This window comes from Alkalihalobacillus deserti, from assembly GCF_020734105.1.
GTDB lineage: Bacteria > Bacillota > Bacilli > Bacillales > Bacillaceae_D > Halalkalibacter > Halalkalibacter deserti.
The window spans coordinates 340,276-365,543 of the sequence record NZ_JAJAFR010000005.1; the positions used below are offsets into that span (position 1 = coordinate 340,276).

Here is a 25,268-nt window from a genome sequence, read left to right on the forward strand (position 1 = left end):
ATATCTAGGAGGTACCATATGACACGACATAAGCAAGCAGTTGAAAAAGCAACAAAATCGATTAATCAAGTAAAAGAAGAAGTCGGTACGAATCAGTGGCGACTAAAGTATCATGTATCTTCTCCAGCCTATTGGATCAATGACCCGAATGGCTTTAGTTTTTACAATGGAGAATATCATTTGTTTTATCAACACCATCCTTATTCTGCCCAGTGGGGTCCGATGCACTGGGGCCATGTGAAAAGCAAAGACTTAACATTTTGGGAGTATCTTCCGATTGCCCTTGCGCCAAGTGAAGAGTATGACAAAGATGGTTGTTTTTCAGGTAGTGCGATCGAGAAGGATGGAAAACTGTATCTTATGTATACGGGCCACAAATGGACAGGGGATAACCAAGATGAAGATTTAGAGCAAGTTCAGTGTCTTGCTGTTAGTGAAGATGGAGTGAATTTTGAAAAACTAGCAAACAACCCAGTGATTGGCGCTGCACCTGTTGGGGATATTCATCCACATCATATTCGAGATCCGAAAGTGTGGAAGCGTGGAGACGATTATTACTGTGTGATTGGGAATAAAACGAAGGACGAGGTAGGCCAGGTTCTGCTTTACCGCTCTCGTGATTTAGTAGAATGGGAGTTTGTAAATGTAGTAGCAAAAGGAGAAGGCAACTTTGGCTTCATGTGGGAGTGCCCGGATATTTTCCATCTTGATGGTCATGATGTCCTCGTGATGTCGCCACAAGGAATGGAGCCTGAAGATTACCTTTATCATAATCTTCATCAGTCGGGTTACGTGATTGGCGAATTAGGTTATGAGAGTGGGAAGCTAGACCATGGCAGCTTTGAACTGCTTGATTATGGCTTTGATTTCTATGCTCCGCAAACGACCATTGATGCTCAAGGGAGAAGAGTTATGGTTGCTTGGATGGCGATGTGGGAAAGTGATATGCCAGAACAAGAGTTTAACTGGGCTGGAGCTATGACGTTGCCGCGCCAGTTATTCATTCAGGACGGGAAGATCATAAGTAGACCGATGCCAGAAGTGGAGAAATTACGAAATGAGCTAACGGCATATGAAAATGTAATTTTTGAAGGAAAGAAAGTACTAGAAGGGGTATCTGGTGATTGCCTAGAGCTTGACGTAGTCATCGATGCAAAAGATGCTTCTTTGTTTGGTTTGAAGTTACGAGTAAATGAAGAGCAAGGCGAAGAAACGGTTGTTCGTTATGACTTGGCTGAAGGTTTTCTAACGCTGGATCGCAACAAATCAGGAAAAGGATTAGATGGTATTCGTCAAGCGCCTGTTGAGTTAAAGGATAACGAGCTTCATTTGCGAATTTTCATGGATCAATCCTCTGTCGAAACTTTTGTTAATGGTGGAGAGAAAGTGATGACATCAAGAATTTACCCTGTGCAAGCGTCAACTGGGATTGAGTTTTTTGCTGAGGGGACGGTTTCAATTAAGAGTTTGAGAAAGTGGAGTTTAAACGAAAGTGTAGGGTGCGAACCTGTTCATTCTAAAAGTCTGTCTGAAATTTAAAAAATGATTATAAGCAACCTTAGTTCGGTAAGTTACTGGACTAAGGTTGTGTAGTAGAAGCCATTTTTAATTTTACGCAAACGATTATGTAACCGCTTGCATGATACATTGAAATGAAAGCGCCTCTATAAATAAGTACAAGGAGGAGAAGGGTATGAAAGGAAGGAAGTTTAAGAAATTTATGCTGTTATTTCTGACAATTTTATTAGTAAGTCAACCATTCTTAAAGTATCCAGTGTCAGCTGAGGAAACAGAAGCATCTGAAGAGGAAGAATCGCAAGAAGAAGCACAACCACCGATAGAAAATGAAACAAGTGAGAATACGCCTACAGGCTATTATAATGAAACGTTTAGACCGCAATTTCACTTTTCACCAGAAAAAAATTGGATGAATGATCCAAATGGAATGGTCTATGTAGATGGAGAATATCATTTGTTTTATCAACACAATCCGACTGATAAAGTTTGGGGACCGATGTATTGGGGTCATGCGATTAGTACAGATCTCGTTAATTGGGAGCATATGCCGATTGCTTTATACCCAGATGAAAACGGGTTCATTTGGTCGGGGAGTGCGGTTGTTGATGAGAACAAAACAAGTGGATTAGGCGATGGGAGCGGGCCGCCGTTAGTAGCGATATTCACTTATGAGTTAGGTAACGATAATCAAACAGTTGGTTTAGCGTACAGCAACGATAAAGGGAGAACATGGGAAAAGTATGAAGGGAATCCTGTGATTGATATGCCAGAAGAAACGAAAGTGAGCAATGGTGGAGATGGTGTATTCAGGGATCCGAAAGTATTTTGGAATGAAGACAATAATGAGTGGGTCTTTGTTATAGCTAGCGGAAAACAAGTAGACTTCTATACGTCACCAAACTTAAAAGACTGGACAAAGGTAAGTCGCTTTGAAAATCCAGCGGTTAATGGAGATCTTGGAATTTGGGAGTGTTCCGATCTAATTAAGTTGCCTGTCACAACAGAAAGTGGAATAGAAGAAAAATGGGTTCTCATTACCAGTGTAGCGAATGGTCCAACTGGTGGACAAGGAATGGGCTACTTTATTGGAGAGTTCGATGGAACGAACTTCACCCCAGATGAAGAAGAAATTCAGTGGTTCGACTATGGTTCAGATATTTATGCGGGTGTTACATGGAGTAACACACCAAATGATCGCCCGACGTTACTTGGCTGGATGAGTCCGCCAAAATATGCTGGGGAAACACCTACTGATCCTTGGAGAAGTGCAATGACACTACCGCGAGAGCTAAGGTTAGAACAAACGGATGCAGGAATTCGTTTAGCGCAAGCTCCAGTTAATGAGTTACAGTCTTTGCGTGGAGAAAAAGTGAGTTGGGAGAATGAGACGGTAGAAAGTACAAATACTCTTCTATCAAGTGTTGAAGGAGATACGTTAGAGATCATTGCTGAAATTGATATGGAGAAAACGACTGCCAATGAAGTAGGCTTTAACGTAAGAAAAAGCGATACAGAGTATACTACGATTGGCTATCAAGAGGATGTGAAAGAAGCATATGTCGATCGACAAAATTCAGGAATAGTAGATTTCCATCCTGATTTTGCTGCAAAACATACGGCTTCGTTAGAAACAAATGCTGAGACGTTAAAACTGCATATGTTTGTGGATCGTTCTTCTGTCGAAGTGTTTATTAACGATGGTGAGGCTGTCTTTACGGAACAAATCTTCCCTGATCCAACTAGTAAGGGATTGGAGTTATTTGCAGATGACGGAACCATTCATCTAAAAAATCTAGAAATCTATCAATTAAATAGCGCTGAATTTGCACCAGGCTATAAAAATGACTTTAAACGAAGCTATGGTCATTTTCCTAGTGAAATTGATGTTGAGAGCTTACCAACTGACATTGAAAATGCAAGTTTTGAAACGGGCGATCTAACTGGTTGGATTACGCATGGAAGTGCATTTAATGGGGTTGTGTCTGATGAAACTCAATTTTGGGGTGGGACGTTTAATCAAGAAGGCGCGTACCATGTTTGGGGTTTTGCTGGTGCAAATAATGATGATCAGTCAGACATCCGTACAGGTGTGATGAAATCTAGCTTATTTAAGTTAGATGGAAATGGATCCGTTAACTTCCTAATAGGGGGAGGACAAAACGATCAGAATCTATACGTTTCTTTGGTTAAGGCTTCAACTGGAGAAGAGTTATTTAGAACGACAGGCAGAAATACAGAACAATATCGTAAAGTGTCATGGAACGCCTCAGAACACTTAGGTGAAGCGGTGTTTATTCAAGTCGTTGATAGACATTCTGGCGGCTTCGGCCACATTAATGTTGATGATTTTCGTGTGTTAAATTCAAGTGAGGAGGTCATTCCGAACGAGATTGAAAATCCAGGCTTTGAAACAGGAGATTTAACTGGATGGACGATTGTTGAAGGAACGTATGATGACGATGATGTAATGTCAGAAGTCAATTACTGGCATTCTGATCCGATTAATAAAGCTGGCGAATATCACCTGTGGGGAAAAGATGAGAAGATAGCAAAAATAAAATCTAGTCACTTTGTTCTAGCTGGTACGGGGAAGATTACGTTTTTAATCGGTGGAGGAAACGACCTTGAAAATCAATACGTTGCCTTAATGAGAGCGTCTGATGATCAAGAATTAATGCGGCAAACGAATGAGTGGTTTGATGATTCCGAGAATTACCACCGCGTAATGTGGGATGCCTCTGAGTACATCGGAGAAGAGCTGTATCTGTTAATCGTTGATAACGATGATTCCGGCGGTTGGACCCATATTAATGTCGATGATTTTAACGTCTTACATCATGGTCCTGTTTCGTATTGGTCTTTTGATGAAGGCACAGGAACGACTGTCATAGACGAAATCAGTGGAACCGAAGACTATATTGACTATATTTTTAATGATGCGGTTGATAAACCATCATCGGATCCGCTTTGGAGAGAAGGAATTGCTGGCAGGGCTTTGCTGTTTGACGGCTATTCTACTTTTATTGAAAGAGAAGCGAGTGAGTTCACCAAAATCACAGATACCCTCACGATTGAAGCTTGGGTAGCACCAAGAGCCTATGAATGGGGAAATGAAGGCAAAAAGTCGATGATTTTGAACCAGCATGATACGAGTAAAAATGAAGGCTTTGCATTAGGAATGGGTCGACATGGGAGCTGGTCATTTGAAGTCGGCATGAACGGGGAATGGATTGAACTTTGGGCAGATGAAGATAAGCCGTTAGAGAAGTTTAAGTGGTCCTATATCGTCGCAACATATGATAAGCAAAAGAGTGAGTTGACATTGTATTTAAATGGAGAAGCAGTCGGAACGACAAAAACGCCATTAAATGCAAATATTACGCCGTCAATAGAGCCGCTTATTATTGGGAAGCATAATCATCCAGCCGTGATTAATGGAACATTTTCAGCGAATATGTTTAATGGATTAATGGATGAAGTGAAAATTGTTAATGCTTCCTATAGTGCAGAAAAGGTAAGCGAGATTTACAATAAATATGTGGACACATTTGAAAACAGCGAGCAGCCAACGCCGAATTTAGCAATGGATCGTAGTCGTTTTGACGGAGATCGTCATCGACCGCAATATCACTTTATTTCGCCTGAACATTGGATGAATGAGCCGCATGCGCCGTTTTATTATAATGGAAAATACCATATCTTTTATCAGCATAACCCGCAAGGTCCATATTGGAGCCATATTCACTGGGGACATGCTGTCAGTGATGATATGATCCACTGGGAAGATATGCCGGTTGCCTTAGCACCAGAGGGAGGATCTGTGACACCGGATGGAGTATGGTCAGGGGATGCTACGTTTGATCAAGATGGCCTGCCAGTTCTATTGTTTACAGCTGGTGATGATAGCAAAGTTCCAAATCAAATGACAGGACTTGCAAGAAGTACATTTACTGAAGATGGTGATGTAAACTTACCAAATTGGGAAATGAATGAGGAGCCTGTAACCGTTCAAGAACCAAATTTACACGCGGATGAAGGGGAAGTTTGGTACGGACAATTTAGAGACCCATATGTGTGGCAAGACGGTGATACGTGGTATCAGTTAGTCGGTTCTGGTATTCGAAATGGTGACAAAAGTGTAGGAGGAACAGCCCTGCTTTATACGTCAACAGACTTAGAAAATTGGACATACGAAAAGCCATTTTTTGTTGGTGATTACGCGAACTATCCGGAGACCGGACAAGTTTGGGAGCTGCCTATTTTCTTACCGTTAAAAGACGAAGATGGAAACGACACAGAGAAACATGTTCTATTTATTAATCCGTGGTTTGATGGCTATAGTCCTCACAATGTAAAATATGTATGGCATTGGATTGGAACGTGGGATAAGGAGAATCTTGAATTTACTCCTGATCACACCGAGCCGAGAATTTTCGATAAGGGTGAGCATTTCACGGGTCCGAGTGGGTTTGTCGATCCTGATGGCCGTTCGATTTTATTTAGTATTGCTCAAGGAAAACGTTCGGAACAAGCGCAGCATGATGCTGGTTGGGCCCATAATGCTGGGTTGCCATTAAGCCTTACGTTACGTGATAATAATGAACTTGGAATTGAACCGATTAAAGAGTTGCAAGACATTCGCACGAAGCAAGTAGCTTCATTTAAAAATAAAAAGATCTCTAAAGCAAATGAGCTCTTATCAGACGTTCAAGGAGATCTATTAGAGGTTATTCTTGAAGTAGAAAATCATAATGCAAGTGAATTTGGAATTAAAGTGAGACGTAGTGAAAATGGAGAAGAGGAAACACTGATCTATTATAACTATGAGAACTCGATGTATGAGATTGATCGAAATAAGTCTAGTTTAGATCCAGATGTTCGTAAAGGGATCCAAGGAGATGTGATGGAGCTAGATAGAGAAAACTTGAAACTCCACATTTATTTAGATCGATCAATGGTAGAAGCGTATGCAAATGATTATAAGAGTCTGACATCAAGAGTATACCCGACTCGCTCTGATGCGCTTGGACTTGAGTTGTGGAGTGAAAACGGAGAAGTGACGATTAAGTCAATGGAAGTATGGGAGCTAGGTTCTGCTTATGGAGAAACCGTACCAGCCTATTGGCCTGACGTGGAACAAGCTCTAGAGTCGATTGACTTGCCAAATCATGATTTCCAAACAGGAGATTTAACGGGATGGATCACAGAAGGCAATGCGTTTACTGATGAACATATTACCGATCGTTACGATTGGGGCTGGGGTGGACCATTTAATCAAGCTCATACTGATGTTGATGTGAACCACTATCATTACTGGGGATTTGACCCTGATCAAGGAGGAGATGCTGCAACGGGAGTCATGAAGTCACAAAACTTTGTTTTAGGCGGCGATGGCCAAGTTGACTTTTTAGTAGCAGGTGGAAACATCCCAGACCAGCTTTATGTCGCATTAGTGAGAGCCTCTGATGATGAAACGATCATGAAAGCAACGGGGCACAATTCGGAACAATATCGCAGAGTACGATTTGATGCATCTGAGTATATTGGAGAAAAGTTATATGTAAAAGTTGTCGATCAAGCAACAGGTGGCTGGGGACACATCAACGTTGATAACGTAAATGTTCCAGTAGACCCTAGCACTGAATTTGATTTAACAGGGATAGGAGAACAAGAAATAGAAAGGGAGAAAGGGAAGTCTGCTCGTGTTGTGGTGCCTGTCACTCCCCGAAGATTGTAAGATTTTGTCGATAGATAGATATAATTGGTACATTGATCGTTATGATGTTTAGCGCATTCGTGGTCATTGCAACACTTGTCATCAACAAAAGGAAGTAACCGCCCGTCGCTCAGTCCAAAGAGTGGGGTGATTACTTCTTTTTTTACTACATTCTTGGTCAGCTGCCCTTTAAGCGGCATGTAGTTGCGTTGGCGGAGTGTTGGAGCATCTTATTTTACGTAATGATGATGCAAAGCTGTTTTAGCAATTTAGATCAGTCTAAATAGGGTGGGTATATTAAAGTGGTTACTGATTCGGAAGTTAAATTAAGAATATTTAGACATTTTTATCGGTAATGCGGTAAAAGACTTTATACGGATCAGATTTTTCAACTGAAACTATAAACCATTCTGAGATCAACAGGGAGATTTTAATTAAAACGTGTCTCCCAGGGATATAGATAGAATATCCTGATGTTCAAAATAAATATTGATAGTGTTTTTAAGATATCCAGCAATAGGTTGTAACACTAGCTCCACTGATCTAACTTTAATAAAGACTGAATGGCTGATTTTCTCCAACGTACCCTCATATTTGTTATAATCCTAAAATTTTATTAATTTCTTTGCCCGATAATATCGGATTAGCTTCGTTCAATGCTATGAGTAATTGTTCTTCTTCCTCTGGATCTGTCATTTCATAACAATCTGTTTCCTTCGCATTTTCTACTTCCATCAATAAGAACTTTCGTTCACCGACTTAGATATACGAGTTACCAGATTTAATTACATTTTTAATGTCTAAGTTATCAATTTTTATAGGTTTCAATTTCATCACCTACTTGGCAATTTATTTATTTCCATTATAATCGATTAATTTCAAATAATAAACTGATTATAGATCATAGATGTACTTAGATTTCGTGCCTGGTGGGAAGCGTCCCTATGCTTCCATTCAAAGATAACAGGAACTTCGTCTCGTCTGCAGAGAGTGGAATGGAATAAGATAAAAGCAAGTGAATGGCAACTTCATGTTTTCTTTTTTCAAATGTTGATAGATATCTAGATGATGACTTGAGGCTGGAGAGACGGCTGGCAATAAAGAAATGGCAAAATGTCTTCCTCTTTCAGGAGGCAGAAAGTTTTTCCTTCAAGGTTGGATACGTTTTGGCTCTTGGGTGTTTTCACTGTAAATAAAAGGAATTGTTGCATTTTTATATAATTCCGTTTCAAACAAATCATTTATTTGATATATTTATATCAGGATGTTTAAAAACGCAACAGAGGGTGATGACGTGAAGATTGTAGCTATTGCACCTTATCCGGGTTTGAAAGAACTTATCGAATCTACCGTTAGTGAAGAGGGTAATATAGAAGTAATAGTTGAAGTGGGCGATCTGCAACAAGGTGTAGAAATTGCCAAAAGGGCTGAAGCGAATGGTGTGGATGTCATTATTAGCCGAGGAGGGACGGCTGCTCTTATTCAGAAAGAGGTGAAAATTCCTGTCATCGAAATTGAAGTATCTGCTTTTGATTTGTTGAGGATTTTTACACTGCTAAAAGATAACCCAGATAAAAAGGGAATCGTTGGGTTTGAGAATGTTATAGAAAATGCAATAACAATATGTTCCTTACTAGATATTGATATAGCTGCATTTACCGTTTATAAAGAAGAGGATGTCCTGCCTAAATTAATTGAGTTACAGAAAAGTAACTACCATATTATAGTTGGTGATGCTATTACCGTTCGGCATGCTGAGAGCTTAGGGATGAACGGTTTTTTACTAACATCTGGAAGGGAAAGTGTTATAAAGGCTTTTGAAGAAGCCAAAAAGGTTAGTAATCTTTTTTTTCCTTTTATGACGGAGGCGTTGATTCCAAAAGAGATTATCGAACAAAGTGAAACGGCTTTTGTAGTCATTGATCATGATGGTTCAATTGCTTATTCGAATATTGATGGAAAACAGATGCAAAATGCGCTTAGGCGGTCAATCATGGAAGATTGGTTCAAACAAGTTATGACAAATGGAGCAATGACTACGGTCGTTGAAGTAAATGAGGAAGTTTGGAATCTAAAGGCGACTCCATTAAAGTTTCCTAAACAAACCTTTGTCCTGCTTTCTTTATCTCTTATTACTAATACACAAGGTAAGAAATTACAAGGAGTAAGGGTTAATACTGCGTTTCATGGTACATCACTGAAATCTTTGAGTTGGTTTTCGGCTCAGAATAGTTTTATGAAGCAAATGATTGAAAAGGCAAAGGTAATCAGTCTACAGGAAGAATCGGTTTGGATCTTAGGTGAAGATGGAACCGGAAAGGAGCAGATGGCCTATTTAATGCACCTTGGAAGCAAGAGATCACCCCATCCGTTTCTAGTTGTTGAATGCGATTTATTATCTGAGGAAGATTGGGATGTACTGCTTAGTGGGGGGAGAAATAGTAGAGGGGTATTTGGGGCTGACGAAAATGGAACCATATACTTGAAGAAAATTGATCAGCTTTCTGCAAATGTTCAAAATAAGCTGATAGACTTTCTGAGACAGGATCGTTCGTCGTACCGCTTTATTGTTTCCTCGATAGTGGATATAGAAAAAAGATTCGAACAAGATGACTTTAACCATGAACTTTATTACCAATTATGTGAATTAAAACTGATCATCCCGCCGTTACGAGAACGAATTGAAGATTTGGATGGTTTGACACATCTGTTTATTAATAAATTTAATTATGATTATGGCAAACAACTAGCTGGGATTCGTGCTGATGCGATGCAAGAGCTTAAAAGTCAACGTTGGCCAGGAAATGTTGATCAACTAAAACAAGTTTTGAAAGAATCCGTCATACTGGCGGAAGGGCCTTTTATTGAAAAAGAAGAAATAGATCAAATTCTCAAAACAAACCCATTTAAAGAGAGCAATGGAGCTGGGTCTTCTATTGATATGACTGGAACGTTGAAGGAAATTGAAATGGAAATTATTAAACAGGTTTTATCCGAAGAAGGGATGAACCACTCGAAGACGGCAGAAAGGTTAGGGATTAATAGATCAACTTTATGGCGTAAGTTAAAAGGTGAGTGAGATATTAGTGGAATAAAGTTTGTCTATTAATATCTCTCTTTCAGCTAATTAATTTGAAAGGGCTTTTTAATGGGGTGGGCGCTCCGATAAAATAAACATGATGCAAAAAGCACACATTATTTATTTTAAGTGATAATTTTAAAATAAAAGGTTGTAAAATAAAACACTTTAAAATATAATGAGTTTATAAGCAAAACGGTTTGTTTGAAAATAAAACACCAAACAATATAAACTGTTTTGTTTTTATACTCGGGTAAAAAGTTAGCGCTTACATTGGAGGTGGAAAATGCTTTTAAAAAACAGAGTGGCGATAGTGACAGGTGCTAGTAGAGGGATTGGAAAAAGCATTGCTTTAACATTGGCTAATAATGGAGCATCTCTGATAATTAATGGTACCAATTTAGCTTTACTAAATGAAGTGGCTGAAGAAATTAACGGTCTTGGACATGACTGTATGATCCATAACGGTGACGTTACTGACCCAGAGACAGCAACTGAAGTGGTTGAGAAAGCGATGGATCGTTTTGGAAAAATTGACATCTTAGTTAACAATGCCGGAATTAATAAACGTAGCTCCACTTTAGATATGGACATAGAAAGCTGGCAGCATGTGATGGATGTCAATTTAAATGGAAATCTCTATTTTTCTAAGGCTGTATTGCCGTATATGATGAAGCAGAATTACGGAAAAATTGTTAATATGAGCTCTACAAAAGCGAAGTCAGGCCACCAAAATGCAGCTCCATCTTACGGGGCGTCTAAAGCGGGTGTTAACTATTTAACACGTCATCTTGCTTTAGAAATGTCTAAACATAACATTTATGTAAATGGTGTGTGCCCTGGGCCAATAGAAACGGACATGATTAAACAATGGTCTGAAGAATACTATCAAGAAGTTACTTCTAAAATACCGTTAAAGAAACTAGGGACGCCTCAGAATGTAGCAGATACAGTCTTGTTCTTGGCTTCTGATATGTCTGATTTTATTACTGGTGAAATTATTAATGTGAATGGTGGAACCTATATGGACTAATGCGTCATTCATATGTTGCAAAAAGAAACAGGCGTGACTAGCTTGCCTTTGGTCCAAAAGGAGTAGTTGGCTTTCTCGGTGAATATCATAACCAAGTTGATACGAGAGATAAGGTACAAGCGACCAATTCTCTTGATCTATAAATAAAAAATTTAGGGAGTCGGTGAAAAATGATTAGATTAGAAGAATTAGGTACGAAAATCCCAAGCCTTTTTCCACACAATCATGCTTCAAACATCTTGCCACTGGGCAATGGTGATCTGTTATGTGTGTGGTTTGGAGGATCGAGAGAGGGGAAGCCGGATATATCAATCCTTTGTTCGAGATTGAAGCAAGGAACAAGTGAGTGGAGCGAACCGGTTGTCCTATCCGATGACTCGGAAAGATCAGAACAAAATCCTTTACTCTTTGAAAATCCGAATGGTGAGCTTTGGTTGATTTATACGGCACAAAATGCCGTGCATCAAGACTCTGCTGTCGTACGCTATCGAACATCTGTCGATTATGGTTATACATGGGGTGAAATCAAAACATTATTTGATAAACCAGGTTCGTTTGTCAGACATCCACCTGTTGTATTAGATAATGGAGATTTATTACTTCCAGCCTATTACAGCTTGAAATCAGAGACTGGATTTTTAGGGAATGACCATAGTGTTGTAAAGATTTCCTCTGATAATGGGTCTACATGGGAAGAGTACGAGGTGAATGATAGTTCAGGGCTTGTTCACATGAGTGTTGTAAAATTAGACGATGGAAGTTTAGTTGCATTTTTTAGAAGTAGAAAAGCGGACAATATCTATAAAAGTAGATCAAATGATAATGGGAGAACGTGGAGCAAACCAGAAAAGACTGATCTCCCTAATAATAATGCTTCTATCCAATGTGTCAAACTGAAAAATGGCCATCTTGCTATGATTTTTAACAACATCAATGCAGAAATGGCACCGCCGGAAGAAAATAGACCACCTTGGTTTGATAAAAGCGATATGGATAAAGTTGGAGTTAAGAAAGATATCAAACATGATTCCATTTGGGGAGTCATAAGAGCTCCTTTAACCGTAGCGATTTCAGAAGATGAAGGACATACATGGCCATATATGAGAGATATCATTACAAAGGACAATTTTGAAGGGTCACCTGAATTCTCTTATCCATCCATTAAACAAACAGATGATTTAGAAATTCATATTACCTTCACATATTTGCGACAATATATTAAACATGTTTCTATCACTGAAAATTGGGTGAAAAAGTAGATTAACAAAATAAGATGGTAATAATTAAGGGAGGTAGAAGAAATGAATGTTTTAAATAAGAAGGTTTTGAAAGGGTTATCATTTACATTGTTAAGTTTTATGCTTGTCTCTTTAATTGCTTGTTCACAAGGTACAGCGGAGAACTCTTCCTCTGAAGAGGGTAATGGAGATACGGTTGAATTAGTAGCAGCAACGATTAACCCTAGTGATTCACATTTGGCACAAACACTAAATGCCTTTGCAAAAGAGATTGAAGAACAAAGTGATGGCGCTATCAAAGTGAAAGTTCATACAGGCGGTACAGTTGGAAACGCTTCAAGTTTATATCAATCTGTTATCTCCGGTGATATTGATTTCATTTATTCTGATACGGGCTGGTTTGCAGAGCATAATCCTATTTTTAATATTTTAAGTACGAACTATCTGTTTAAAGATCAAGAGCATTTTGAGTCTATCGTAAACAGTGGCGATAAACTTTCGTATTTTGAAGATGCTTTAGTTGAAAGCCCAGGACTTAAGACAATTATGTATGCTGGTGGGTTGGAGAGAAATATTATAAGTACATTCCCAATTGAATCCATTGATGATCTAAAGGGGCAAGCAATGCGTAGTGGTGGTTCATCTGCGGAATTAGAGTGGTGGCAAAACTTAGGTGCTAATCCAACGTCAATCGATTTCAATGAAGTATATTCAGCTATTCAAACAGGTGTAGCTGAAGGTTCGCAAAACAGTTTAGATGCCATGATTGAACAACGCTTTGGTGAAGTGGCAAAGTATGTAGCAAGAACTCAACATAATTTATCACTTGGTTTTGTCGTAATGAACAACGAACGTTACGAGTCTCTTAGCCAGGAGCATAAAGATGCAATTCAAAGAGCAGCGGATAAAGTACAACCAGAATATATTAGCAAAGCATTTGAAATGGCAGAAGCAAACATGGAAACATTAGAGAATGAATTTGATGTTACTTTTACGAATCCTGATCGAGACGAACTAATTGAAAAATCAAGAATTCAGACAACAGAACTAGCAGAAGAGTATGGTGTTACTGATGCAATTGAAGAGATTTTTAACTAACGTAACAACTGAACTGTTTTCTCCATATTAATTGGGGAAAACAGTTCAACAAAGTTATTGCTGGAGGGGTCATAATGGTTAGAAAAGTGCATTCTACTATAACAAAGATTGCAGAATCAATTAGTATAGTTACATTAATTTCACTCGCAGTAGCCCTTTTCGTTGGTGTTATAGCAAGATATGTATTCTCTTATTCTATTCCTGAAATAGAAGTCATCCGGAAATTTTCAATCATGTGGCTTGTTTTTATGGGATCAGCTATTGCTGTAAAAGAAAAGGTGCATTTAGAAATAGATATCTTTTCAGATTACTTGAGCAAAAATGCGATAAAAATCAAAAATATGATTGTCTTTATCCTAGTATTGTTCGGCCTTATCATTCTCGCTTTTGTTGGGATCGCTGCTTTTGAATCAGGATTAAATAGAAGAGAATTGGTTTCCATTCGATTTCTTACCTCTCCTCCATCTTTAATTTACTATTATTCAGCATTTTTAGTAGGTGTTCTATTCATGCTTTATTTCCATCTTATAAGTGCTAAAGAATTGTTTATAAAAGAGAGAAAAGAGGTGAAAAAGAAATGATTCTCCTATCGGTTGTAGGGATTTTCCTTTTCTGCTTACTACTGGGTGTTCCTGTCGCTTTTAGTATCGTAATTGCTTCAGCCATTCCTATCCTGTTAGAGCCATTAGTCAGTTTAACTCAAGTGAGCTCAGTTATGATTGAATCGTTTTCTAGTTTTACATTATTAGCCATACCCCTTTTTATTCTTTGTGGGGGGCTTATGAATTTAACCAAGGTAACAGACGACTTAATTTATATTTCGAAAGCCTTGGTCGGGAAAGCTAAGGGTAGTTTAGCCCATATGAACATTCTTACGAGTATTTTCTTTGGAGCTATTTCAGGTTCATCGGTTGCAGATGTCGCCTCATTAGGGAGAATCTTAATTCCTGCTATGATTAAGGCGGGTTACAGTAGGGAGTTTGCTGCTACTGTAACGGCAGCATCTTCTACGATCGGATCGATTATTCCTCCAAGTATTTTATTAATTGTCTATGGTGCTTTGGCTCAGACATCTGTTGCCGCTTTATTCATAGCTGGAATAATTCCAGGTATTCTGATCGGTTTAACACAAATGGCCTACGCTTGGTATTATGCTTCGAAAAATAATGTAGGTCCGATTGACAACGAATTAATCGGTTTAAGTAATGATGATAAGTTATCAAAAATAGTGGCATTAAAGAAATCTATTTTTCCGTTGAGTTTATTTTTAATCGTTATTGTAGGGATTATGGCGGGAATATTCACCGCTACGGAAGCTGCTGCGATTGCTGTCTTTTATGTGTTCATTGTGGCTTTCTTTCTTAAAAAGGAAAGAAACTTCAAGGAATATATGGAGGTTATTAAGAAAGCAGCTACGGATTCCGCAACGATTTATATATTGATTGCTGCAGCTGCCCTTCTATCTTGGGTGTTAACTTACTACGAAGCAATGCAACCGTTAATTGATTTCTTATTAATAAATGAATTTAATCCAATTCTTTTCTTATTGATCTTAACTCTTTTATATGTCATTTTGGGAACTTTTATGGAACCAAACTCAGCTATGCTCATCTTCGTACCACTATTACTTCCAGTTGTCCATGGATTGGGAATTGACCCGGTTGTGGCTGGTATTGTTACGGTAATGGCGATTCGACTCGGGACAGTAACGCCACCATATGGATTGTCCAGTTTATTAGCAGCAAAAGTAGCTGAGACGAATGTTTTAAAAATGATGAAGCATATTATGATATTTGTTGTCATTTATTTAGTTTCGATTATACTCATTATTCTTATTCCTAGCATTGTGACGTTCTTACCAAACTTAATGATGAAATAAATAATAGATCAAAAGTAGCAAGGAGGTGACGTGTTGAAGATTGCATTAATAGCCGATGATTTAACAGGTGCTAATGATACAGGAGTGCAGTTTGCTAGAGCAGGATTAAAAACATCAGTGCTCATGCAAAAAAACGATGTTTCGCTTTCAGAGTTAGATGTTGTTGTCATGGATACCGATAGTAGGTCCGCCTCAGCAACTGAAGCGTATGAAAAGGTGAAGCAGGCGTCAGAATTTCTAAAACGCTACTCCTTCGACATTATCTATAAAAAAGTTGATTCTACGATGAGAGGGAATGTGGGTGCGGAGTTAGATGCTGTCTATGATGCTTTCCAACCGGATTTTGTTTTAATGGCTCCAGCTTATCCTAAAAATAATAGGCAAGTAAAAGATGGAAATCTTTATTTAGGACAAAAATTACTACACGAAACAGAAATAGCGTATGATCCAAAAACGCCAGTTAACGAATCTTTTATTCCAGATATTTTATCAAGAAGTTCTAAGAGGAAAACGGGTGTTATCACAAATGAAGATTTGGCTCAGGGCAAAAACTTTATAAAAGAAAAACTTGTCAGATATTATGAAGAAAAAGTTCCATATATTGTTTTTGACTCGACAGTTGAGGAGGACCTAGAACAAATTGTTGAATGGGTGAATGAAACTCCATTTCAAGTCGTTTGGTCAGGTTCTGCTGGCTTAGCAAACTATTTAACTAGTTATGGGGAAAAGAAGAACCATTCTCTAAATGTTAAACAACTTGATAAAGATCAGTCTGTTTTAATGGTGGTCGGTAGTGTCAATATCAATTCTCGCCAACAGGTGGAGCGTGTATTAGAGGATCCATCAACAATAGGGATTAAATTGGCGTCTCATCTTGTAGTAAAAGATGAAAAAACGTTGAATGATGAAATGGCACGTGTCCTTGCCCGAATAGAAGAGGCGATCAATCAAAATTTAAACATTGTACTTTTTTCAGCAGGAGATAAGGATGAAATCAATCGAGCCAATCAAGCTGGAAGTGAGTATGGACTCACGCCTAAAATGGTCAGTGATCAAATTTCTCACATTTTAGGTTTGCTTACAGCGAAAATTGTTAGTGAGTTTCATATAAGAAGACTTTTCCTAACTGGAGGAGATACAGCTAAAAAATCTTGTATCGCGATGGGGGTCACTGACTTTCAACTAATTGATGAAGTAGAGATCGGGATTCCGATTGGGAAACTTGTGTATAAGGGAGAAACGATTTTAACAATTACTAAAGCAGGTGGCTTTGGATCACAAGATGCACTAGTTCAATCGTTAAGAATATTGAGAGGAGAGAAAGTAAAATGCGTCCAATTATCGGAATAACTATGGGGGATGCGGCTGGAGTGGGTCCGGAGATCATTCTAAAAGCATTGCAAACTTCAAAAGCGTTTGAATTGGCAAGACCAGTTGTGATTGGTGATGTGAAAATCTTACAAAGGGAAGCCAAACAGCTAAACCTTACTGTGAACTTTAATAACGTAGAAGATCCTAACGAGGGAATCTATCAATTAGGAACGGTTGATTGTATTGACTTAGACTTAATCCCGCTCGACCTTCCTTATGGAGCTGTATCGAAAGAAGCTGGTCATGGGGCATATTGCTTCATTGAAAAAGCGGTACATCTGGCGTTAGATCACAAGATCGATGCGATTTGCACGGCTCCATTGAATAAGGAGGCGTTGCATAAAGCAGGGCATATGTATCCTGGTCATACGGAAATCTTAGCAGCTTTAACAGAGACAGAGGATTTCTCGATGATGCTATCAGCACCAAACTTGAAGGTTATTCACTTAACGACACATGTTGGGTTAATTGAAGCGATTCATCGAATTAATCCAGAACGTACGTATAAAGTGATTAACTTAGCTCATGAAACCCTAACAAGAGCAGGCTATCAAAAACCAAAGATTGCTGTTTGTGGGATTAATCCACATGCAGGTGAAAATGGACTTTTTGGAAATGGAGAGGAAGAGGAAAAATTAATTCCTGCCATTGAAAAAGCAAAAGCGGAAGGAATTGAAGTAACCGGTCCTTACCCAGCGGATACGTTGTTTTTCCGAGCGGGTCGGGGCGACTTTGATGTAGTGGTTGCATGCTATCATGACCAAGGCCATGGACCTATTAAAGTACTTGGTATAGAAGCAGGCGTAAACATTACGGTAGGATTGAAAAATGGAGTGATTCGCACGTCAGTAGACCATGGAACAGCCTTTGATATTGCAGGAAAAAATCTGGCAGATGAGCGTTCGCTTCTAGAGGCACTGTCGATGGCAGTAGATCTTGCTCCAAAACGACTTGTAAAAGGAGAGAAGTCAGATGTTTAAACCTGAAGGAGTAGTACCCGCTTTGGTCACACCGTTTGATGAAAATGGCGAAATCAATGAAGAAGTGCTAAGGCAGTTGGTGAGAAGAACCATTGATCATGGTTGTCATGGAATTTTTGCCTTGGGGAGTAACGGGGAATTTTTTGCCCTTACTTATGAGGAAAAAGTAAGAATAGCCAAAATTGTAATGGATGAAGCAAAGGGGCAAGTTCCTGTTTACATGGGAACTGGTTGTAACAGTACGAAAGAAACCATTGAGTTAACAAAAGAAATGGAACAATTAGGAGTAAGTGCTGTTTCAGTCATTACACCATATTTTGTTAAGCTCACACAAAGCGAGTTAATCTCTTATTATGAAGCTCTAGCAGAAGCAACGAGCTTACCGATTATTCTATATAATATTCCTGGATTAACGCAGAACTCTCTAGCTCCAGAGACAGTCGCCCATTTGTCTAAGCGTTCTACTATCGTGGCGATTAAAGATAGTAGTGGGAATTTCGATAATATTTTGCAGTATATTGAATTAACGGATCCAGACTTTTCGGTTATGGCCGGTACTGATTCGCTTATCCTTGCAACACTCATGGCAGGTGGAAAAGGTGGCGTAGCAGCTACGGCTAATTTCTTACCAAAAGCAGTCGTTTCTATTTATGAAAAATGGAAAGCCGGAGACATTGAAGGGGCTGAACAGGAACAAAGAAAACTAAGAGCGATTCGTAACGCATTCAAACTAGGTTCACTCCCTTCAGTCCTAAAAGAATCATTAAATGAGATAGGTTTAAATGTTGGAAACCCTAGATTGCCAGTTTCTCCATTAACAGAAGAGGCAAAAGCAAAGGTTCAAAACGTTGTGAAAGGCTATATTGAGGCCGGAGAATTTGAATTATTGAATTCAAAGTAAAAGATAGAGAGAACTTAAGGAGGGAACCATGAATCAACTTCATCAGTTTCAAACGGCAAAGCGTATCGTATTAGGAAGCCATGTAATAAAGAATTTAGGAGATCAACTAGGAATGTTTGAGGGCACAAAACGTGTGTTAATTGTAACCTCCCCATCCGTTATACGAAATAAGCATATCGATGTCATTGGAGAACAGTTAGAAGAGCGATCAATTTCTTATCAAGTCATTAATGACATTACTCCTGAGCCTACAGTTGAACAGATTGAAAGTATTCAAGAGCAATTATCAGGAGAGTCCTTTGATCTTATGATAGGAATCGGTGGTGGTAGTGTTCTTGATGCTACAAAGCTATTTTCTGTATTAAAAACCAATAAGATCCCTTTAAAAGAGATGATTGGAATTGAAAAAGTTCCTCACAAAGGAATCCCGATGATTTTAATTCCAACAACGTCAGGGACAGGATCAGAAGTGACGCCAAACTCGATTGTTACCATTCCAGAAGAAGAATTAAAAGTTGGAATTGTTAGTAGACACTTTTTACCAGATCTCGTTTTATTAGATCCTTCTCTCACAGTAACTTTGCCTAAAAAAATTACAGCTGCAACAGGAATGGACGCTTTTACTCATGCGTTTGAATCATTTATTTCAAACAAAGCCAATCCGATAAGTGATATGTACGCTCTCGAATCGATGAGGCTTATTGCTGGAAGTATCATTCAAGCCTATGAGGATGGTTCTAACATACAAGCCCGTCAAGATATGTTACTAGGATCTGCTTATGGCGGTATGGCGCTCACAAGTGCTGGAACCGCTGCTGTCCATGCGTTAGCCTATCCGCTAGGTGGGAAGTTTAACATTGCCCATGGTGAGGCGAATTCCATGCTTCTTCCTCATGTTACGCAGTTCAACCTTGATCAAATTGAAGAACGTATGGCTACCATTGCGAGAACGATTGGATTAGCGGACAAAGACGTTTCATCAAACGATGCAGCGGTGCAACTAATTGATCAAATGGTCGAGTGGACGAAAGCCCTTGATATTCCGCAAGACCTGAAAGTGTTTGGTGTGACAAAAGAAGATGTACCTGCGTTAGCTGAGGCGGCTTCGAAAGTTACTAGATTAATGGATAATAATCCGAAAAATGCAACCATTTCAGATATTGAGAAGATTTATGAGAGGTTGTTATAGAGGGACAGAGGGGACAGGTACCTTGTCCCTTTTTTGAAATACGGAAGGTTGCTACATAAAGTAGGCCTTCCTTTTCATTTATGTGGAATACTGGACGAGAGGGAATATGTATGATGCGTAATATTTTCTATGTTAGCGTGAGTTCGTTTCTTTTTTTACATTTTCTTAACCAAATGGTCTCTTTTGATCTTCAAAAATTGCAGTCTGTTATTGGTTTATTTATTTTGATTTACTCGTTGGTTATGGTGAAAAGGAAGTCCATATTCCCCCTATCTTTATTAAGTTTTACTATATTGATCTTGATTTTTAATCAAAAGGTAAGCTGGGAATACATAATCTGGTATGGCCCTTTAGAGATAGCGAATGTGATTGTTTTGGTTCTTTTGATCCCGATGGTGAGTTGGGTCATTAAGCATGAACCATATACAGACGCGCTTTTCATAAAAGTGAAATCCTTTTTGACGTCCGGTGTGCGCTATTTTGGTGGGACATTGGCATTCACACAGCTCCTTTCCCATTTTTTATTAGTTGGTTGTATCCCCCTGATGTATTACTTTGCCAATTCGAATATCAAAAATGGTAACCTAACCACTCACTATTTGAAAAATACGAGTATTTTAAGAGGTTTTGCAATAGCGACCCTTTGGGTTGTGACGATTCCAAGCTTCTCCTACGCTGTCCAAGTTAGCGGAGCTCCGTTATTAAAAGTAATGATTCAGGGCTTCCTAGCTGCTTCCATTGCTTTTGGAATATCCTTGATTTTCTTTCGGATGAAAGAAAAGAAATTAGGTGTAGGTGGTTTGAACCTGTTGACTAGTGAATTATCGAACCAGAATCAAGTTGGGCCTACTTACCTAAATAAACTTTTGATCGAGTTTTTCTTGCTTTTCATTTTATTTGTTGGTATTTCGATTGGATTACACTTATACGCATCATTGCCATTAATAACGGTTATTCCTTTGGTAACGCTTGTCGGTGTCACAGCGTACTTTTTCATAAAGAAGTCCTTTCGAATATTTCTGCAGACATGTAAGCAATATTTCTTTCAAGAAGTATCCAAGAAAAGTGAAGAGTTATCCATCTATTTTTCTGTTGGTATTTTTATTTACACAGTCAAGGTCTCCGAACTAGGAGTATTATTAATAGAAGCCATGAACTTTATTTCTTCGTTCGCGTTTATCAACCTGTATATGTTATTCCCCTTTTTGATGATCTTGCTAGGTTTTCTTGGTTTGGGACCATTAACTTCGATGATCTTAGTTGGTGGCCTGCTACAAAATGTCCCCATTGATTTCATCCCTGAATTGTTCGTATTGTCTATTACAATGGGAAGTGCAATGAGTACGATGCTCTCACCGGTCAGTGTTCCTGTTGTTATGCTCAGTTCGTTAAGTACTCGTGGGAAATGGGAGGTGAGCGTGGGTAATAACTGGTTGTATTCTTTAGTGATATATCTGTTAGCTCAGGTGTATATTTTGATTTGTGTTTAGGGGAGAAGCTCGGGGGCGGTTCTACTGCTTTCATTTAGAACAATAAACTCACTAGGGAAGCATGAGAAGAACGAAATTGCTCCGTGATGGCAAGAGTCTATCCCTAAAAAGGTATGCTCTTTTTGTGGTATTGTTTTAATCGTCAAATAAATAGATTTCGTGTCTGGCACTCCCCGAAGACTGAAGAATTTTGTCGAGAAAAAACGCTCAAAGGCATTAAAAGGTAGTAGCTTATTAATTCTATCTTTTGCTAAACTGAATGTAGCCACTACATAAGCTGTTGGACGGTTTACACTCCCGGTGAAAGGGGGTGTTAGATCATGGTGACATATGAAGCAATGAATACGCTATTTCAATTCGGTACATTGATTGTTACGATGTTTACCGCACTAGTCACCAATAAAAAGAAGTAACCGCCCCTCATCCTCCCAAAGAGTTGGGTGGTTACTTCTTTTAGAACACTGCTCATAACTGGTTAGCCGCTTAAGCGGCATGTAGTTTAACGCACTTGGTTGTTTTTATTAATGATTATAATTAGATTATACATAACTAGAAAAAAGTTTGCATTATATTTAAACTTATTTTAATTTCTGCACTAGGAGAGGTGCCAGGAAGCGCATAGATTTCGTGCCTGGTGTCACTCCCCGAACAAAAAGAAAGATTAGAAGATTTAATGAAACAGAGATTGTGATACCCGATACATCTGACAACCTGCGTAGAAAGGGGCAGAACGCGGCTCTTCTTTTAGTTTCATATCGCAAGGCGATATAACTTGCAAATTCATCAAAGAACCTTCATATTTAATAGAAAGGAGGTCCGATATGCGACATGATATACAACCGAATGAACGATCTTTCTCTACCAAGGAAGTGGCAGAAGAAGCAGGGATTGCAACCCCCACTGTTCGAAAGTATGGCCAAATTTTAGAGCGATATGGATATGAGTTTTTGAAAGATGGCGATCGGCGTATCTTTGTTCAATCCGATATTGAATCGCTTATAGCGTTACGCGATACGGACAAGCCCCTAGACGATACAGCTAAAGACCTTGTGTATCAACAAAAAGAAAGATTAGAAGGATTGAATGAAACAGAGATTGCGATACCCGATACATATGACAATTTACCCCGCGATCCCAATCAATTAAAAGAGATCTTAATGTTTTTATCCAATGAACTCGCAGCCACACGTGAAATGAACGCCCAATTGACAAACAGTATGTCTCAGCTTAAAATAACGGTTGCACGGCTCCAGCAAGATCATCATGTGATAAGTTCTACTATTGGAAACTCAGCACAAAAAACTCATGCTAAAATTGAAAAATTAACTGAACAGCAAAAGGCCCAATACGAAACATTGCTGCAACAAGAAAAAGAAAAAAGCCACTTCTTACAAAAAAAATTACAAAATATGCGGGACGAACAGAGAAAAGAATGGCGTTCACAAAATGACTTTAATAAACGTTTAGAAGAAGCGATACAAAAACCTAAAGAAAAATGGGGGAGGCTTTTCTCTATTTTTCGTAAATAATAGGTTCCTGTTCCCATGTATAATGGTGAGGTAGATGACGGCATTCGAAGCTTCAGTATACTAGCAGCTTTTACACGTATCATAACTATTGTCATCAACAATAAAAGAATAGCGATTGACCTCCAAGTAAGGTGGCAGTTCAAGGACGGCTTACTTAGGTCAGCCGCACGCGGTCTTGTTTATTCTAGATTGACTTTGATTCCATTAATACATGATTATAGATTGGTTTGCATGTATATTAACCGAACCCGAAAGAAGTCTCCCGGATAAAATTATAGGACAAGTTGTCACTCTTGGTAATAGCGAACTAATTGACTAAAAGTGCGAGCGATAGTGAATTGCTGACGGCTTTCACCTTTTTTTATGTGCATGTGGAAATTTGTCATACCTTGTATTTCCCGCGAAATATTTCCGGAATTTGTCGATTATGCTATGGGTGCCTGACTCTGGTACGTTATGAGTTAGTATGTTGAGGGTCAAAAACGTAACTTCGAACGTATCGTCCATACATAAAACCTCAACAGACATCGAATTGTTCATAGCGTTACGCGATACGAACAAAACCCTAGACAATACAGCTTAAGAGCTTGTGATATCAGATATATGAAAATCTACGAAAAAAAGGCTAGTCGGAAGGCACTGAAAAGGTACGGTTTTCACCTTTTGTCAGCGCCCTTTATGCAATGAGCGGAACCGTTGCTTTGTCTTAAGCCTATTATGAGTGGGTTTCTCATAGTAGGCGCGCAACGTGTGGAGCCATTGCCGCTTCCTCGAGTGACTTTCAAGGGGGTTTTCAGTGCCTTCCTAGTCGGCTCTTTTTTTATGTTTCGTATCGCTCAGCGATATAACATGCAAATTGAAGAAGCATGGAGAAGGTTCTCGTGTTTCTTCAAAACAACCCTCTACTTACTCACAGGTCGTTGACTAACCTTATGTCGGTCAAAATCGACTAGAGAGGATTGTGGTGCAGCTATAATAAACTCCTCATTTTTATATTTTTGTTTTACTAATGACTTGTTTATTACTTGAGCATCTTCTAAAGTAGGGGTATTTTCCGTTAAGGTGGATTTTTTCATGCCAGATAGCCAAGTGTCGAGTTTATAAGTTCCTCTTTCAATGATTTGACACAGATCTTCTAGCGATTCAACCAACTCCATTAAACTATCCAATCCGCTTCTTAACACTTGAGTACCTTTGGAATTTGCTTTTTCCACTGAGTGTTCCATTCTGTACAAGATATCCTGATAGCGAAATTCAATATAACAACTGCTGCGGTCCCAATTATAATCGAAATAGGAAACGTTTAGATTCTTCATAATCCTTATAAGCTTTCTCTCGCATATATCTTGCTCACTATTTTTCATTTTGAATATTCCTAATATTTTAAACATAACATTCACCCTCCGTTTTTATAAACTCTAGTTTTGCAATCCGTTCATCTATTACCAAGGAATTCTACAAAATTAGCCCATCCCCTTTTGTAATCGTTTTACATATATCGACCTTCTTATACAAGGTAAATGGGTGAGGACTTCATAAAACAACTGTTGTGGTGCCTGTCACTCCCCGAAGATTGTAAGATTTTGTCGATAGATAGATATAATTGGTACATTGATCGTTATGATGTTTAGCGCATTCGTGGTCATTGCAGCACTTGTCATCAACAAAAGGAAGTAACCGCCCGTCGCTCAGTCCAAAGAGTGGGGTGATTACTTCTTTTTTTACTACATTCTTGGTCAGCTGCCCTTTAAGCGGCATGTAGTTGCGTTGGCGGAGTGTTGGAGCATCTTATTTTACGTAATGATGATGCAAAGCTGTTTTAGCAATTTAGATCAGTCTAAATAGGGTGGGTATATTAAAGTGGTTACTGATTCGGAAGTTAAATTAAGAATATTTAGACATTTTTATCGGTAATGCGGTAAAAGACTTTATACGGATCAGATTTTTCAACTGAAACTATAAACCATTCTGAGATCAACAGGGAGATTTTAATTAAAACGTGTCTCCCAGGGATATAGATAGAATATCCTGATGTTCAAAATAAATATTGATAGTGTTTTTAAGATATCCAGCAATAGGTTGTAACACTAGCTCCACTGATCTAACTTTAATAAAGACTGAATGGCTGATTTTCTCCAACGTACCCTCATATTTGTTATAATCCTAAAATTTTATTAATTTCTTTGCCCGATAATATCGGATTAGCTTCGTTCAATGCTATGAGTAATTGTTCTTCTTCCTCTGGAT

17 protein-coding genes are annotated in these 25,268 nt (G+C 38.7%); 15 read left to right on the forward strand and 2 right to left on the reverse strand.

Going from position 1 to position 25,268, the window contains the following annotated elements:
• The first annotated feature begins 18 nt into the window (after positions 1-18).
• Both LDX58_RS12600 and LDX58_RS12605 read left to right on the forward strand, forming a co-directional pair.
• The gene (locus LDX58_RS12600; protein WP_227937178.1) at positions 19-1,539 is read left to right on the forward strand and encodes a glycoside hydrolase family 32 protein; all 1,521 of its coding nucleotides are present in this window, start codon (positions 19-21) and stop codon (positions 1,537-1,539) included.
• Positions 1,540-1,693: 154 nt separating this feature from the next.
• Positions 1,694-7,255 carry a GH32 C-terminal domain-containing protein gene (locus LDX58_RS12605; RefSeq protein ID WP_227937179.1) on the forward strand — a complete coding sequence of 1,854 codons (5,562 nt, stop codon included), beginning with the start codon at positions 1,694-1,696 and terminating at the stop codon, positions 7,253-7,255.
• Between the two features lie 576 nt (positions 7,256-7,831).
• On the opposite strand, the gene LDX58_RS12610 is transcribed toward LDX58_RS12605, so the two are convergent.
• Positions 7,832-7,969, reverse strand: a complete 138-nt coding sequence (locus LDX58_RS12610; RefSeq protein WP_227937180.1) for a hypothetical protein — start codon at positions 7,967-7,969, stop codon at positions 7,832-7,834.
• Positions 7,970-8,528: 559 nt separating this feature from the next.
• Between LDX58_RS12610 and LDX58_RS12615 the strand changes: the two genes are divergently transcribed.
• The 13 genes from LDX58_RS12615 (at position 8,529) to LDX58_RS12675 (ending at position 23,021) form a co-directional block, all read left to right on the forward strand.
• Positions 8,529-10,313 carry a sigma-54-dependent Fis family transcriptional regulator gene (locus tag LDX58_RS12615; protein WP_227937181.1) on the forward strand — a complete coding sequence of 595 codons (1,785 nt, stop codon included), beginning with the start codon at positions 8,529-8,531 and terminating at the stop codon, positions 10,311-10,313.
• Positions 10,314-10,599: 286 nt separating this feature from the next.
• Positions 10,600-11,346, forward strand: coding sequence for an SDR family NAD(P)-dependent oxidoreductase (locus tag LDX58_RS12620; RefSeq protein WP_227937182.1), 747 nt, complete (start codon positions 10,600-10,602; stop codon positions 11,344-11,346).
• A 170-nt stretch (positions 11,347-11,516) separates the two neighbouring features.
• Positions 11,517-12,605: a sialidase family protein gene (locus tag LDX58_RS12625; protein ID WP_227937183.1), complete on the forward strand. Its 1,089-nt coding sequence runs from the start codon at positions 11,517-11,519 to the stop codon at positions 12,603-12,605.
• Positions 12,606-12,647: 42 nt separating this feature from the next.
• Positions 12,648-13,682, forward strand: coding sequence for a TRAP transporter substrate-binding protein (locus tag LDX58_RS12630; RefSeq protein ID WP_227937184.1), 1,035 nt, complete (start codon positions 12,648-12,650; stop codon positions 13,680-13,682).
• A 74-nt stretch (positions 13,683-13,756) separates the two neighbouring features.
• Positions 13,757-14,263, forward strand: coding sequence for a TRAP transporter small permease (locus LDX58_RS12635; protein ID WP_227937185.1), 507 nt, complete (start codon positions 13,757-13,759; stop codon positions 14,261-14,263).
• Complete coding sequence (locus LDX58_RS12640) at positions 14,260-15,561, forward strand: TRAP transporter large permease (RefSeq protein ID WP_227937186.1); 1,302 nt, start codon at positions 14,260-14,262, stop codon at positions 15,559-15,561. Before LDX58_RS12635 ends, LDX58_RS12640 begins: the two co-directional genes overlap by 4 nt.
• A gap of 33 nt (positions 15,562-15,594) precedes the next feature.
• Complete coding sequence (locus LDX58_RS12645; RefSeq protein ID WP_227937187.1) at positions 15,595-16,911, forward strand: four-carbon acid sugar kinase family protein; 1,317 nt, start codon at positions 15,595-15,597, stop codon at positions 16,909-16,911.
• Positions 16,890-17,912: a 4-hydroxythreonine-4-phosphate dehydrogenase PdxA gene (pdxA, locus tag LDX58_RS12650; protein WP_227937188.1), complete on the forward strand. Its 1,023-nt coding sequence runs from the start codon at positions 16,890-16,892 to the stop codon at positions 17,910-17,912. The genes LDX58_RS12645 and pdxA overlap by 22 nt, the downstream gene beginning before the upstream one ends.
• Positions 17,905-18,813, forward strand: coding sequence for a 4-hydroxy-tetrahydrodipicolinate synthase (dapA, locus tag LDX58_RS12655; RefSeq protein WP_227937189.1), 909 nt, complete (start codon positions 17,905-17,907; stop codon positions 18,811-18,813). Before pdxA ends, dapA begins: the two co-directional genes overlap by 8 nt.
• 28 nt (positions 18,814-18,841) lie before the next feature.
• Positions 18,842-20,002: an iron-containing alcohol dehydrogenase gene (locus LDX58_RS12660; protein ID WP_227937190.1), complete on the forward strand. Its 1,161-nt coding sequence runs from the start codon at positions 18,842-18,844 to the stop codon at positions 20,000-20,002.
• A 110-nt stretch (positions 20,003-20,112) separates the two neighbouring features.
• A complete protein-coding gene (locus LDX58_RS12665; protein ID WP_227937191.1) occupies positions 20,113-21,492 on the forward strand; it encodes a hypothetical protein in 1,380 nt (459 codons plus the stop codon).
• Positions 21,493-21,812: 320 nt separating this feature from the next.
• Positions 21,813-21,905 (forward strand): putative holin-like toxin, encoded by a 93-nt coding sequence (locus LDX58_RS12670; protein ID WP_227937192.1) that lies wholly within the window; start codon positions 21,813-21,815, stop codon positions 21,903-21,905.
• A gap of 408 nt (positions 21,906-22,313) precedes the next feature.
• On the forward strand, positions 22,314-23,021 hold the full coding sequence (locus LDX58_RS12675) for a hypothetical protein (protein WP_227937193.1): 708 nt from the start codon (positions 22,314-22,316) through the stop codon (positions 23,019-23,021).
• A 902-nt stretch (positions 23,022-23,923) separates the two neighbouring features.
• On the opposite strand, the gene LDX58_RS12680 is transcribed toward LDX58_RS12675, so the two are convergent.
• A complete protein-coding gene (locus LDX58_RS12680) occupies positions 23,924-24,412 on the reverse strand; it encodes a hypothetical protein (protein WP_227937194.1) in 489 nt (162 codons plus the stop codon).
• Positions 24,413-25,268 lie beyond the last annotated feature (856 nt).

What these genes read in the sequence shown, in the direction of transcription:
- LDX58_RS12600 (WP_227937178.1), top strand. Translation starts at nt 19, where the DNA reads ATGACACGACATAAGCAAGCAGTTGAAAAAGCAACAAAATCGATTAAT.
- LDX58_RS12605 (WP_227937179.1), top strand. Translation starts at nt 1,694, where the DNA reads ATGAAAGGAAGGAAGTTTAAGAAATTTATGCTGTTATTTCTGACAATT.
- LDX58_RS12610 (WP_227937180.1), bottom strand. Translation starts at nt 7,969, where the DNA reads ATGGAAGTAGAAAATGCGAAGGAAACAGATTGTTATGAAATGACAGAT.
- LDX58_RS12620 (WP_227937182.1), top strand. Translation starts at nt 10,600, where the DNA reads ATGCTTTTAAAAAACAGAGTGGCGATAGTGACAGGTGCTAGTAGAGGG.
- LDX58_RS12625 (WP_227937183.1), top strand. Translation starts at nt 11,517, where the DNA reads ATGATTAGATTAGAAGAATTAGGTACGAAAATCCCAAGCCTTTTTCCA.
- LDX58_RS12630 (WP_227937184.1), top strand. Translation starts at nt 12,648, where the DNA reads ATGAATGTTTTAAATAAGAAGGTTTTGAAAGGGTTATCATTTACATTG.
- LDX58_RS12635 (WP_227937185.1), top strand. Translation starts at nt 13,757, where the DNA reads ATGGTTAGAAAAGTGCATTCTACTATAACAAAGATTGCAGAATCAATT.
- LDX58_RS12640 (WP_227937186.1), top strand. Translation starts at nt 14,260, where the DNA reads ATGATTCTCCTATCGGTTGTAGGGATTTTCCTTTTCTGCTTACTACTG.
- pdxA (WP_227937188.1), top strand. Translation starts at nt 16,890, where the DNA reads ATGCGTCCAATTATCGGAATAACTATGGGGGATGCGGCTGGAGTGGGT.
- dapA (WP_227937189.1), top strand. Translation starts at nt 17,905, where the DNA reads ATGTTTAAACCTGAAGGAGTAGTACCCGCTTTGGTCACACCGTTTGAT.
- LDX58_RS12660 (WP_227937190.1), top strand. Translation starts at nt 18,842, where the DNA reads ATGAATCAACTTCATCAGTTTCAAACGGCAAAGCGTATCGTATTAGGA.
- LDX58_RS12665 (WP_227937191.1), top strand. Translation starts at nt 20,113, where the DNA reads ATGATGCGTAATATTTTCTATGTTAGCGTGAGTTCGTTTCTTTTTTTA.
- LDX58_RS12670 (WP_227937192.1), top strand. Translation starts at nt 21,813, where the DNA reads ATGGTGACATATGAAGCAATGAATACGCTATTTCAATTCGGTACATTG.
- LDX58_RS12675 (WP_227937193.1), top strand. Translation starts at nt 22,314, where the DNA reads ATGCGACATGATATACAACCGAATGAACGATCTTTCTCTACCAAGGAA.
- LDX58_RS12680 (WP_227937194.1), bottom strand. Translation starts at nt 24,412, where the DNA reads ATGTTTAAAATATTAGGAATATTCAAAATGAAAAATAGTGAGCAAGAT.